10 protein-coding genes, 1 tRNA gene and 3 pseudogenes are annotated in these 12657 nt (G+C 38.8%); 2 read left to right on the plus strand and 12 right to left on the minus strand.

All coding sequences use genetic code 11. The features are described from left to right. Positions 1-195: 195 nt before the first annotated feature. The 12 genes and pseudogenes from NBH16_RS23430 to NBH16_RS12990 form a co-directional block, all read right to left on the minus strand. A pseudogene (locus tag NBH16_RS23430) lies at positions 196-435 on the minus strand (lipocalin family protein); the annotation flags it as partial. 30 nt (positions 436-465) lie between these two features. Next, a complete protein-coding gene (locus NBH16_RS12940; protein WP_250788694.1) occupies positions 466-609 on the minus strand; it encodes a hypothetical protein in 144 nt (47 codons plus the stop codon). 758 nt (positions 610-1367) lie between these two features. Then, positions 1368-1811: a hypothetical protein gene (locus tag NBH16_RS12945; protein WP_122144012.1), complete on the minus strand. Its 444-nt coding sequence runs from the start codon at positions 1809-1811 to the stop codon at positions 1368-1370. 1168 nt (positions 1812-2979) lie between these two features. After that, positions 2980-3654: a recombinase family protein gene (locus NBH16_RS12950; RefSeq protein WP_250788696.1), complete on the minus strand. Its 675-nt coding sequence runs from the start codon at positions 3652-3654 to the stop codon at positions 2980-2982. A gap of 89 nt (positions 3655-3743) precedes the next feature. After that, on the minus strand, positions 3744-4019 hold the full coding sequence (locus NBH16_RS12955; protein ID WP_081024193.1) for a hypothetical protein: 276 nt from the start codon (positions 4017-4019) through the stop codon (positions 3744-3746). Between the two features lie 91 nt (positions 4020-4110). Beyond that, positions 4111-4386 carry a Txe/YoeB family addiction module toxin gene (locus NBH16_RS12960; RefSeq protein ID WP_057329359.1) on the minus strand — a complete coding sequence of 92 codons (276 nt, stop codon included), beginning with the start codon at positions 4384-4386 and terminating at the stop codon, positions 4111-4113. Next, positions 4374-4664 (minus strand): type II toxin-antitoxin system Phd/YefM family antitoxin, encoded by a 291-nt coding sequence (locus tag NBH16_RS12965; RefSeq protein WP_048928142.1) that lies wholly within the window; start codon positions 4662-4664, stop codon positions 4374-4376. The genes NBH16_RS12960 and NBH16_RS12965 overlap by 13 nt, the downstream gene beginning before the upstream one ends. A 116-nt stretch (positions 4665-4780) precedes the next feature. Next, positions 4781-5797 (minus strand): annotated as a pseudogene (locus NBH16_RS12970) (DUF3871 family protein). A gap of 307 nt (positions 5798-6104) precedes the next feature. Next, positions 6105-8069, minus strand: a complete 1965-nt coding sequence (locus tag NBH16_RS12975; protein WP_057326584.1) for a hypothetical protein — start codon at positions 8067-8069, stop codon at positions 6105-6107. Between the two features lie 576 nt (positions 8070-8645). Continuing rightward, positions 8646-9056, minus strand: a pseudogene (locus tag NBH16_RS12980) (tyrosine-type recombinase/integrase); the annotation flags it as partial. Between the two features lie 128 nt (positions 9057-9184). Next, positions 9185-10450, minus strand: coding sequence for a site-specific integrase (locus tag NBH16_RS12985; RefSeq protein WP_057326583.1), 1266 nt, complete (start codon positions 10448-10450; stop codon positions 9185-9187). 139 nt (positions 10451-10589) lie between these two features. Then, positions 10590-10663: transfer RNA gene (locus NBH16_RS12990), tRNA-Arg, on the minus strand. 196 nt (positions 10664-10859) lie between these two features. On the opposite strand from NBH16_RS12990, the gene asnA reads away from it, so the two are divergent. Next, a complete protein-coding gene (asnA, locus tag NBH16_RS12995) occupies positions 10860-11897 on the plus strand; it encodes an aspartate--ammonia ligase (protein ID WP_022193225.1) in 1038 nt (345 codons plus the stop codon). Between the two features lie 21 nt (positions 11898-11918). Continuing rightward, positions 11919-12590, plus strand: a complete 672-nt coding sequence (locus NBH16_RS13000; RefSeq protein WP_005867913.1) for a uracil-DNA glycosylase — start codon at positions 11919-11921, stop codon at positions 12588-12590. The last annotated feature ends 67 nt before the right edge of the window (positions 12591-12657 follow it).

Below are 12657 nucleotides of genomic sequence, written 5' to 3' on the forward strand. Positions count from 1 at the left end.
CAGACAGTCTGATTTAGCTTAATATCGTATGATATTTAGTTTGGTGGACTACTTTGAATTGACTAAATTTGTAGTAATTAATCAGTTAGTCAATTAGTATATCTGATTAGCTCTCAACCTAAGATGTTTGTGTGAGATTAATTAAGAAAGGCTGCAAAGAGTAATCAATGCAGCCTTCTTTGTAATGTCTAAACTTTATTTCTTTTTACAAGTCAGTTTGTTGTAGAAGTCTGTACCAGACATTTCAAGTACTAATGTATTAGCATTTAATGATTTTATAGTCCAAACCTCTTCATCATAATATGATGTTGTAGGATTGAGAGTCAAAATATTATTGTCTATGTACCATGTGAACGGATTAAACTCTTGGTCATCCGCATGAGTTCCAGTACCATCTTTATAAAACTTAAGAAAGTGGTCTGAATCTTCATCTTTCCATTCATCTTTTTCACCCTCATGAAGTTCCTATCCTTCATCAGAAGTGATAGTCCAAACTCCAACTATATTATCCGTTGAACCAATTTTCTCATCATCATCCTTGCTACAAGATGATAGACCCACACACACAACAGCCATCATAAGGGCTGCTAAAATTCTAAATGTTCTCATTCTTTTAAATTTTAATTATATGTATCTATAATTTACTCAATTTCAACTGTCGTTAATTCACCAGTCTAAAAAGTAATAGTTAGTTCTCTTGGATATTCATCGGAATCTACCGTGATAGAAAGTATAGGAATTCCATAATATCGTCTAAATGTAGATGTTGTATTTAGTAAAGATTCAATGTACTCGTGATGCCCATAGCATTTAACTGCAAATGGAACTCTATCACTTTTAAGAAATAGATTGAGCTGATATAAACCACTTGACATTGTTGTAGGTACTATCTTTATCAAGATATTATTATTGGTCTGTTGCTCCGTCTGGGTATATTGAATGCCCATGTCTTCACAGTCTGCATTGAACCAATTCCAGAATAAATCTAAATTATTCATTGTATATTATTAATTAATTTATATTGTTTTAGGGATATCTCCGTTCTTGTAAATATTGATAATCGCTTTAATTATTATATCAATAATTTGTTCTCTCGTACATCCTAAAGGATAACGATATATTCTACAGAATTGATAGTGTACGTCAACTCTCCATGCAAATGTTGAATGTTCCAGTATATAAAGATAATCTTCATGGTTCTTAAAGAAGATTATCTGAATTCTATTTCCCCTATGCCTATCGTACCAAATTTCAAAACTTGTACACTCTTGATAGTAATCCTTCTGTTCTTTATCTATGCAGGATGCTATCCATATAAGATATGTGGATAAACATTGTTGATATGTATAAGGTGTTTTGAACATTTATTATTTATCAATCGTATGTATTATGTATTTTAAGTATTTATTTGTAGCTTTATTTTTTCTAATAGAGTATATGTTTCTTAATTGCTCTTCATTAAAGGCGTTGCAAGCTTCTAAGATATGAAAATTAACATCTATATATGCTAATAAGTCGTTAACAAATAAACGATTATGTATTCTAATGTGATTATCTATCGCATGATATAATGCATCATCAAAGCTAGTAGCATCCAATGCCCAATCTTGGGAGTTAATTCTTGCAACTTGGAAATCAATGTCATTATAAAATTCACTTATTGTAGTAGCTGCCTCTTGGTTGATGTTGGGTAAATTAGGTCTTAAACGTGAGGTCTCTACATATCTTTCTCCTTGATATGTCAAAATCTTCATCTTAATAGCTAGCTTCGCGTTCTCTTTTACGATTGTAATGTAGTAGTATTCAAACATAATATTTCTTTTTAGATATTAAAATCATGCTCACCTATTCCCTCTGGTAAGCTATTAAATGTAAGAACGTGAGGAACTACAACATTTAATTGTTGCCACGTCTGTTTAACTTTGACTAATTGTTAATTCTTGAATGAATATAGTTCTTCCTTCACCACTTGCATGAAAGAAAATAGGTTATTATCCCTGCCTTGAATAGGTATGATAATAGTAAATGCCGCATCTGGCATCTTAGCCCCTTTACTTGATAAGGTCTGTAACCTTCTTTCTACTTCAAGACACAGTTCCGCCTTGTCTGGCTTAGGACACCTTTGCAATTTCACCATCAGCTTCATAATGGCTCTACAATCACGGAGTAAGGAAATCCTGTCTACTAGTGTGAACAACCCCATAAGGTTAAATTTAAAGTTACTTACCTGTTCCCTTCAGTAAGCTATTAAACACAAAGAAGGCGTGGAAACTATTGAATATTACCATTGTGAGGCACTCTTATTTCTAAGAGTTCTGGACTGCCCTGATTGGATAATAAACAATAGCCCACGCCAAACGATATATAGACTACCTTATGAGATAGGTATATAACATTGACGTGAGCGCTCTTGCTCATTAACTCCAATCATAGAAATGTCCAGTTTCACAATGGGTTAATTTCAGTACGCTCTGTTAACTTATAATGTCCTCCGTTCAGTGACCTAACGCTTTAGGAGTGAAGGATTACAATGCAAAGTTACTAAATCGTTTGAATTGGCAAGAACTATTGTTCATTAAAAATCAGAGATAAGCCTAAAGTCATATATCTGGGACAGGTATGAAATCTTACTCTCCCCATATAAGAGTCAAATTCTCAACTTCCATACCCGCCTTGAATTTTCATCATCATGTCAACATATTGTTGGTGATTTACAATGGGCTATCTTCGACATAAGTTTTAAGACTTTAGATGTATATGGATTCTTGGAATTGGTGTAATTGACTATATAGTATAGGGCTGAAATGCCAAACTGTGAAGAATTGATTTTAGATGCTTCTCAACTTAATATTTTAGATGTACCATATATATAAGGTGTAGATGCTTACTTCTCCGTTTGAAATTTAGGGTAGGACAAACTTAGATTGGGGTATATAAAGCTAACCTTGCTCTGGATTTGTCCTACCTTTCAAAGTGATTTCACGATATTAACCCTACTCTGACAAGTAACCTCTTAACTTGGGTTATCTGGAATTGGCAGCCCTTAGATGTTACGAAGCCTTGCTCATTCAACAAGTCAGTCATTTCAGAGAGTGACTTACCCTGCATTGACAGTGACCGTAGCAATGCGATTGCCCTCATATTATTGGGATTGTTTTCAGCTTTAGCCTTATTGGTACGGGAGCTATTGTAGATAGCTTGCTCAAACTTGTTCATCAAGTTATCAGACTTTCCTAACTTGATTCCTCTTGCTTTCTTAGCCTGTAATGATTGCTTGGTTCTCTGACTAATTAACCCCGCTTCGTATTCTGCGATGGATGATATAATATGTAGAATTAGCCTATTAGCTTGTGGAAAGTCACAGAAGACAATCTCAACATCTGATTCCAGAAGTTTAGATGTAAATGCTACGTTCCTTGACAACCTATCCAGTTTAGCGACAATCAGAACAGAGTTAGTCTTCCTGCACATTGCCAAAGCTGCGAGAAGTTGAGGTCTGTTAGACTTCTTGCCGCTCTCCGTTTCAATGTATTCAGCAAGTATGGGTTTATTCTTTACATGGTTATGTATGATTTCTCTTTGGGCTTCCACACCTAAACCTGATAGCTGTTGCTTCATGGTGGATTGCCTTAAATATGCTATGTATGTCTTCATAATTTACATTTATTAATAGTGGGTTACAAACGCTGAATGTTCGTTCAGCTTATGTAAGTTGGACACCCAAATGAGGATGCCCAACTGAATTAGAACGGTCTATCTCCATATTGGTATGATAAGATGGAATGATAAACCCTGTCATAGAATGAAAATCCAGCACAGGCATGGAAGTAACTTTCATGTATCGCTGCATATTCACCATTTAGTCTGCTGGTTCTATCCAATAAACTGTCAAACTTATGCAGCCAGTATTTCAATGCTTGCAACCGCTTGATGTATTGGAGATTGTTCTCACAGGTGGATAGCTTTTCCTGTAATGATATAATGTGATTAATCGCATTATCAATGTCTTTGGTATTCATAAGATGTAATCTTTAAATAGTTAGTAGATATAAAGAAAGGACACCTAACTTAATAGATGCCCTTTCAATTAGTAAATTGTATGTAGTGGTACTACTTCTTGGAGTAATGGTGTCTCATTGAGAAGATGGAGACCTCTATCATATCGTCATGTACAGAGTAAATGAGACGGTGCTCTGAATTAATCCGTCTTGACCATTTACCTGCCAACTCATATTTAAGAGGTTCAGGTTTTCCAATCCCAGCATAAGGGTGTTCAGCTATATCATTCAATAAAGCTTTAATTTTATCTATGATAGCTGTATTGCCACTTCGTAAGAAGTATTGATAATCCTTACGTGCTTGGTCTGACAATATTATTCTGTACATGCTACCCGATTTAAGAAATCATCAATGCTTTCTCCTTCATTCTGGGCGATGGCATTACCATTCTTAATATCTTCCTCTCCTTTACGAATAGCGCCCATTGTGTCAGGTGACGACATGATATATTCTGTCTCCTTTAATGAATTGTATTCATCAAGGGAAATCATCACTACTCCGCTTCCCTTACCACGGTTGACGATTACAGTTTCACAATCATCAATTACAGAGTCAATATAACCTTTAAGATTTGCTCTTAAATCAGTATAATTAGCTGTTCTCATAAGTCCTCCTTTTATTTACTGCAAATATATGTACTTATTTACGTACTTGCAAGTTTAATTAGTTAATTATTAGACAAAAGGAAGGACACCTAAGTAAATAGATGCCCCTTCCTCTCTCAATCAATAAACCATCTATAAGCATCATCACCTTGCAGTGCTGATGTTATGCCTTGTGCAATATCAGTAGCGTTTAACGCTCTGTCCAAATAAGTATCAATATAGCTTGATTTGTTACTTCCTGTAAGTAAGTTGTAGAACCGCCACATCGATAATTCCCTGCCATATCCGTAGAAATTTTCATCATTCACATAAGCCCTTGCCACTTGGTTAATCTGACTATCCGTCATTAACATGGGTGGAAGTTTACGCTGGTTGATAGAAGGTAGACTTTGATATAATCGCATTTTACCCAATATCTGTGCGAATTGGTGCTGTGTAAGTGAATGATTACCAAATTCACGCATGAGTTGAAGGTGGCGACTTGGGTTGTACTGCTGGAACAACTCTAACGCTTCTTTGAATAGCTGGGTCGTATCACTAACCCTAATATCGTTCTTCAATCCGTCTGTGAACAGACAGAGGTTACAGCAAACAAGGTTCTTGAATCCAATTCCAATGCTGAACCTTTCCACTGTCTTACGTGAATATAGGTTCTCTCTGTTGAAGGCCCGCACACCTGTAACAGTAAGATTGAGCTTATTCCCTTCAACGATCTACTGAATGGATGGAACTTCATAAGCGAATGCGCAACGCTCGTAGTAGATCGTACGATCACTATCCTGTAATTGGCTTGCTCGCTTATGAATGGCAGATGGTACTCTACCTTTAATAATATGGGACACACGAATGTCTGGTTGTTCAATCCGTTCACCGCTAAAGAAATTCTGGACTGCTTCACCTACTGTCTCAATGAATGCAGCGTGTGAAACAGTAAGCTCGTTATCCTTGCTGAAGACTGGAACAATGCAATCGTTCTTTAGGTGATTGATGGTTGCTTCCTGCGTGTTACTCTCAATGAAGTGTAGGACATTCTTGTGCTTGGGCACTAGCAAAGTAGCTTCCTCCGCTGCTGATTGTAAACTCTGAAACCTTCTCTCTCTTGCCTCAAACGGCATGATCTGTAATGTACTCATAATGTAATTGAATTAAGTGATTATTGATTGATTGGCAAGTATGTGAATGAAGTCCTAAATGAAACGGATCGCTCAGTTTACAATTTAGGACTTCATTACTACTTGCTAAATGACTATAAGTGTTATATCATTAGGATATTTTACATATAGGGCTATTTAGTGTTACCTTTTACAGATTCGCTCAGTTGGAGATTGGGGAGTTGGTTGGTGAGTATAATTTTATTTGTGATTGATGGTGTACCCCCATGCCTGTCTGAATTTTGATTTTCCTTCTGGCAAGCATGGGGGGAGTAAATGAGGGGTGGGATCAACCGGGGAGAACATTAGGTATTATATGTTCCTCACAGTCCTTCCGTTTAAACAACTCCTCTTTAAACCGAACAAACTTGACCTTGGCCTCACCCTCCCGGTTACTACGCCTCGGATCGAAATATTCCTTGATGAGAGCTTCGGACAACTTGCACATTGCATCTTTCTTGCCGTCTCCATATCGGGAGTAGGTTATTCCGTAACAGTCCAACAGGTATCCAATCCTGTCAAGCACATTCTTTACGGGAATATATAAATCGTTACCTGTTTCTGACTCGAACTCTCTGATCATATCATGAAGAAACTCCGGGCTGAATCTTCGTTGTAGGGCTTCTTCCTCCTCGGTCTGTTTCAATAGTTTCTTGATCGCAGTCTTACCGTACTGTTGTTGTTCGATAACCTCCTTCCCTAACTTGAAGAAGGCGTTGATAAGCCATTCTTCCTCCACGCATTGTGCCCGGACGAACCGTATCGCCTCGGCATTGTCTTTTGTCGCTTCTAATGTGGATACAATAAGCTGGTATTTATCCTTCGCTTTAGCGGCTTTAATTCTGTAAATGTCATCTTCACCGACCGCTTCATCTTCGGGTTGGAAGTCCACATTGAAATATCCTGTATCTTCGTATGCCTGTCTAAGTGCATTGGGTGAGAGATAATATCCTTTCACCTGCTCGTCAAGTAATAGTTGCTCTATGGAGAACCTGTCAAATCTGTTCCGCTCGGAATTTAAGACCTCATTCAGCCGTAGCCGTTTTAATTCCTTATCATAATATGTGGGATCATCAGCTTTTATCCCTTCCTGCTGAATGGCTCGGTAACATTTGATTCTCGCCTCGATGTCTTTATATATTTCTTCTTCGGGTTTAACTTCAAGCTCGTTAGGAATTGAAGCTATAACCGTAAGAGAGTTATATCTCTTCCCGTTGGGGAACACATGCCTAAATCTGCCTTGACACTGGATGGCTTCGGTGAACGGATTGATTAGGGTGTGCTTCACATGATCGTAGTTCGACAGTATCAGCACATCGCAAAGTTCTTTCAGATTGATGTCTATTGACGGGAAGAACCTCGATGTAAACAGATTCACCCTTCTTAGAGGAAGTTCCAGCTTATCCGTACTATGTTCCAAGAAGCGGCTCTTTAGCTTGTCGGCACTGTCCTTTGAGCAGAAGACCTTGTAGTCGTCCTCTTTTATTATTCCGTCATGCAGCAATGATTCCACGATGCTACAGATTCCCTCTGTTGTCTTATAGAAGATGCACACATGGGGAGAACCGTTATCCAACAGCCTTTTTACTTCCTGCTTCACCCGACTGTAAAAGCTACGGGTTGTTATCAAAGTCATATCCTCCCGATAGTCATAGTCGGGCTTAATTTCTACCCACTTGAATTGGTGACGCAAGAACAGTGTTAAGGTGTACTTGCTCGGCTTTAACGGAGTGGCAGACACGACAGCCTTTCCCTCGAATTTGAAGAACTCCTTCATTGGGGCGGATATGCTTCTACGATAGCCTGTATCTTCTGTCAAGTGCTCGGATTCATCGAACAGGCAGAAGAACTCCTTATAAATATTCAAGCCCAAGTCCTTTGCCACCTTCAAGACTTTGCTCTGAAACCCTTCGGGGGTGGTTATGATCTTTTTGTACTTGATGTTGGGGTTCTTGAGGTAAGCGATCAGTTTCTTGACGGTCACTTCTTTGAACACCCCTTGAGCTTCATTAAAGGTCAGTACCTTGTTCTCCACCGAAGATTTGAACGGCTCAATCACGATAGAGTTTCTTGGACTTAACTTCGCGTTCAATTCCATGTAAGTAGCTCCCGTACCTGTCATTACCTTATTAATAATGGCATTGCTCGGCAGCATGGGGTAGCCTTGTCTTTTTAAGGCTTCTGACAGGTATTCGCCTTTGGAAATGTTCAGTTCGACAACCTCCAACCCTTTAAATCCATTCTGTTCACTCATGGCAAGACGGGATTAATGGGTAAGAAACTTGAGTAAAATCGCTTATATATGGTCGGTACGGATTTCGTACCTCTCCCGGAATTGGGGATGCAGACGCATATATTGTTATTAACTCTGCGAGCCGGATTACTCTTACCTTGCTGGTAAGTCCCGATAGGTAGCTCATGCCAATTGTCCGGGAAAACAGAAACTTCTTGTTCATTTAATCGAAGTTTGAATGTTTAACAATTGGATTGAAGACAAAAAAAGCTCCTGCGACTAAGTTATAGTTACAAATAGACACATTACATCCATGTATAAAGATGCAAGAGTAATATGTCTAACGTAAGTGCGGGAAGTATATCCCGGTAACTTAGTTGCAGAAGCCGCTACCTATGGTAGAATTATTGCTGTTAGGCTTCTTGTAGAAGGCCATCTTTCTTGGTATCGTTTTTGATACTGCACTGTCACGTAGGCCATGTGATGAACAGGAGATTATTCCTTGTTCTTAATCCTTTTCCCTTACCTCGTTTGTAAGATTGGGGCAAATGTATGAAGAATTTCGAGATAAGCAAGCTAATCCATGATAATTTAGAGCTAATTCCTCATCGCCTCGTCCATCTGTTCATTGTCGAAGCTATCCAGATAGATTTGAGTTACGCTTTCTGAACTATGCCCCATCAACTCACGAATGATTGAGGTAGGCACACCAGCCCTTTTCATTACGGTTGCTTAACTGTGGCGTGCGACATAGGTCGTAAGGTCAATTGGAATATCCAATGCCTTGCCAATCTCTTTCAAGCGTTCGTTCACCTTGGAGATTACCTTATGTACCCTGTTCGCTCTTTGCAATTCAGTCTTGTGAAAATTAGATAGAATAGGGAACAGGTAAGTATTGTCTTTGATACTGTATTTCTCGATCAGATCCACGGCCTGCGGTTGCAAGGGAGCTTTGATTAACTTACCGGTCTTATGTCTGGTGTAAATCAATCTGCCATCAACAATATTCTTCTTGCAACGAAAGCAATGTATTCTAATTTATCTTCTGTTAATTCCATTAATATAAACGTTAGGACAACAAAGATAGACAAGTTATCCCCACCTACATTACTGCAAGTGGGGATTTACCTTATCCATCAACCCAAAACATATTCTATCACTTTCAAATTAGCTTTATTTTCATTTACGAAGTCACGCTCGATGTAGATATCTGTAACCTTCATGCTTTCATCAAGATGATTCAACGCTGCATGCACAGTATATTTATCTATGCCTACCTTATTCAGGGCTATAGTAGCCCAAGAGTGACGGGCCGCATAAAATTCCAAATCTTCAACACCTAATTCCTTCCCCAATTCCTTCAACCCACAATTGATGGCTTTATTAAAAGTTGATTCATCCGCATAGTTTAAATAAAAATTGAATAGTCGTTTGCCAGTACAATCACTATATTTATTTACTATAGATCTAATAATTATAGGAATATCAACCATCATCTTAGCATCATCATCTCTACGTGCCTTTGTCTTCGTTCTATTGTAAACTATTGTATCTTCAATCCTTGTAGCAGCATTAAATAAGTCCACGGAATTCATTCCTATTAAACAAAATGAAAGCATAAAACAATCTTTCGCTAAATTATAACGGCAAATCGCCTCATTACCTTTAACCGTGTACCTATAGGGCAATTCCCATATCTTCTTTAATAAAACAGGGGTAATAGCTCTCTTACGTGTAACTTCTTGCTTTGGTACTTTAAAATTTTCAAAAGGAGAATTAGGTATGAGGATGATATTCCTGTCATAATCATTATAAAACCTCTTAGCCTCATTAAACAAATGCCTAACACTACTTATATAAAGAGAAGCTGATCTGTTAGAAGGTATTCGTTTACCAGAACAACGTAATACCTCGATTCTAGCCTCCCTCTCTTTATTTAAAAATTTAATGAATCCATTTAAGAAGGTTACAGTAATATCATTCACATTCAGATGTTCTTTATTGACATAACGAATTAGGGTATTCACAGCACTTTTGTAGTTCTTTACTCCTTTAACTTCTGTATTTGCAATCCACTCTCTAGCAAACTGAATAAAATCTACACTCCTATTCCTCTCACGTTCCTCGTCTAAACAATTAATAATTTCATCTAAAGTGTAACACTTCGATTCTATTTGAAAGTGAGCACACTTGTCCTGATAATAACGAACCAGATCATCAATCTCCCTTTTGATGGGAGTACCATCTTTAAAGGATAAGGACTTAGTAAGATCTTTAGCTGTTACGAACAGACTTGAAGACAGCCTTCTAACCTTTCTCTCATAAGTAAAACGAATCTTCACATTGTAACTTCCGTCATTTCTCTGTTTGTCCCTTTGGACTTCTGCCTTGATTGTCAACATTTTAATTCTACAATTTAGGGGTCAACAATAGGTCAACAACTAAGCTATATTAGTAGAATCTGCACAGAATTGGAGCCTTATCAAAGAGTCATAAAAAGAAAAAATCCTCAGTAATCAATTGATTACCAAGGATTTTTTGTGACCCGGGTGGGACTCAAACCCACGACCTTCAGAACCGGAATCTGACGCTCTATTCAACTAAGCTACCGAGCCAAAGACTGCGCAAAAGTACATATAATATCTTAGTTTAGCAAATACAGGAAAGAAATATTTTATTTTTGATATTTTGCATATAAGTATTCTGCTTATTCTGCCATTTTGCAAATAAAAGCGATCACATTCTTGTTATTTTGCCATTAATCATTATCTTTGCCGCACATATTTCACAAACACAAAGTACAACAAGTATATGAGCTATCTTATTAAACCCGCAGGGTATAAAGCCTTACTTAACTTATCCCAGACTGAAATGGGAATCAAGAAGATCAAGGACTTTTTCCAGCAAAACCTCTCATCCGAGCTACGCCTAAGGCGCGTAACCGCACCTTTATTCGTACTTAAGGGCATGGGTATCAATGATGATCTTAACGGGACCGAGCGAGCCGTCACTTTTCCTATCAAGGATTTAAACGACTCTAAAGCAGAGATCGTACACTCACTCGCCAAATGGAAACGACTGACACTCGCCGATTATCACATTGAAGAAGGTTACGGTATTTACACCGACATGAACGCCATCCGCTCAGACGAGGAGCTAGGTAATTTACACTCTTTATACGTGGACCAATGGGACTGGGAACGTGTAATGAGCGAAAGCGAACGTAATATCGATTTCCTCAAGGAAATCGTCCGTCGCATATATGCCGCTATGGTCCGTACCGAATATTTAGTTTACGAGATGTTTCCTCAAATCCGCCCGACGCTCCCCCAACAGATTCATTTCATCCATTCCGAGGATTTGTTACAAAAATATCCTACCTTTACACCGAAAGAGCGGGAAGACGCTATCACCAAGGAATACGGGGCCGTATTCATTATCGGTATCGGATGCTCGCTAAGCAATGGGGAGAAGCATGACGGACGTGCTCCGGACTACGATGATTGGTCTACGATCGCCGAGAACGGACAAACCGGATTGAACGGGGATTTATTGGTTTGGGATGATGTACTAAACCGTTCTATGGAACTATCCTCTATGGGTATCCGCGTCAATAAGGAAGCCTTGCTACGCCAGTTGGATATTTGCAAAGCCGGGGAGAAAAAGGAACTATATTTCCACAAACGCCTCTTGAGCGGTGAACTTCCGCAAAGTATCGGCGGTGGTATCGGACAAAGCCGGTTGTGTATGTTCTATCTTCGTAAGGCCCATATCGGAGAGATACAGGCAAGTATCTGGCCGGAGGAGATGCGCAAGGAAGCACGTGCGGCTGGAATGATGCTTATTTAGTTAACAGCCAACTATTATATTATGGATGTAAAGATTGAAGAAAGCTGGAAAAAACGGTTAGCCGACGAGTTTGAAAAAGATTATTTCAAGCAATTGACCGATTTCGTTAAACAAGAATACCGCCAAGGTACTGTTTATCCTCCCGGTCCTTATATGTTCAACGCTTTTGAGCACTGCCCGTTCGATAAAGTGAAGGTCGTTATCCTCGGCCAAGATCCTTATCACGAGCCGGGACAGGCGCACGGACTTTGTTTCTCCGTGCAGGATGGGGTACCTTTCCCCCCTTCCCTCATCAATATATTCAAAGAAATACAAGATGATCTAGGGCATCCGGTTCCAACAACTGGCAATTTGATTCGTTGGGCAGATCAAGGCGTATTATTGCTAAATGCCACTCTCACAGTACGAGCGCATCAAGCCGGTTCCCATCAAAATAGAGGTTGGGAGACCTTTACTGATGCTGTTATTCATCGTCTGGCGGCTGAAAGAAGCCATATCGTTTACATATTATGGGGTTCCTACGCACAAAGGAAAGGTGCTTTCATCGATTCATCCCGTAATCTGGTTCTTAAATCAGCTCATCCGTCCCCACTTTCCGCTTACCGGGGATTCTTCGGAAACAAGCATTTCAGCAAAGCCAATGATTATTTAATCGCAACTGGGCAAACCCCCATCAAATGGGGCGAGAATTAAAAATTGAGAATTGAGAATTATTGGATTGTGTAACTTTAATTTTCAATTCTCAATTCTCAATTTTCAA

It is taken from the genome of Parabacteroides sp. Y3-G-102 (assembly GCF_023656845.1).
Classification (GTDB): Bacteria; Bacteroidota; Bacteroidia; order Bacteroidales; family Tannerellaceae; genus Parabacteroides; species Parabacteroides distasonis.

Coding starts and splice junctions, on each gene's coding strand:
- NBH16_RS12960 (WP_057329359.1), bottom strand. CDS start 4,386: ATGTACAGAATAATATTGTCAGACCAAGCACGTAAGGATTATCAATAC.
- NBH16_RS12975 (WP_057326584.1), bottom strand. CDS start 8,069: ATGAGTGAACAGAATGGATTTAAAGGGTTGGAGGTTGTCGAACTGAAC.
- NBH16_RS12955 (WP_081024193.1), bottom strand. CDS start 4,019: ATGAATACCAAAGACATTGATAATGCGATTAATCACATTATATCATTA.
- NBH16_RS12940 (WP_250788694.1), bottom strand. CDS start 609: ATGAGAACATTTAGAATTTTAGCAGCCCTTATGATGGCTGTTGTGTGT.
- NBH16_RS12950 (WP_250788696.1), bottom strand. CDS start 3,654: ATGAAGACATACATAGCATATTTAAGGCAATCCACCATGAAGCAACAG.
- NBH16_RS12945 (WP_122144012.1), bottom strand. CDS start 1,811: ATGTTTGAATACTACTACATTACAATCGTAAAAGAGAACGCGAAGCTA.
- NBH16_RS13000 (WP_005867913.1), top strand. CDS start 11,919: ATGGATGTAAAGATTGAAGAAAGCTGGAAAAAACGGTTAGCCGACGAG.
- NBH16_RS12985 (WP_057326583.1), bottom strand. CDS start 10,450: ATGTTGACAATCAAGGCAGAAGTCCAAAGGGACAAACAGAGAAATGAC.
- asnA (WP_022193225.1), top strand. CDS start 10,860: ATGAGCTATCTTATTAAACCCGCAGGGTATAAAGCCTTACTTAACTTA.
- NBH16_RS12965 (WP_048928142.1), bottom strand. CDS start 4,664: ATGAGAACAGCTAATTATACTGATTTAAGAGCAAATCTTAAAGGTTAT.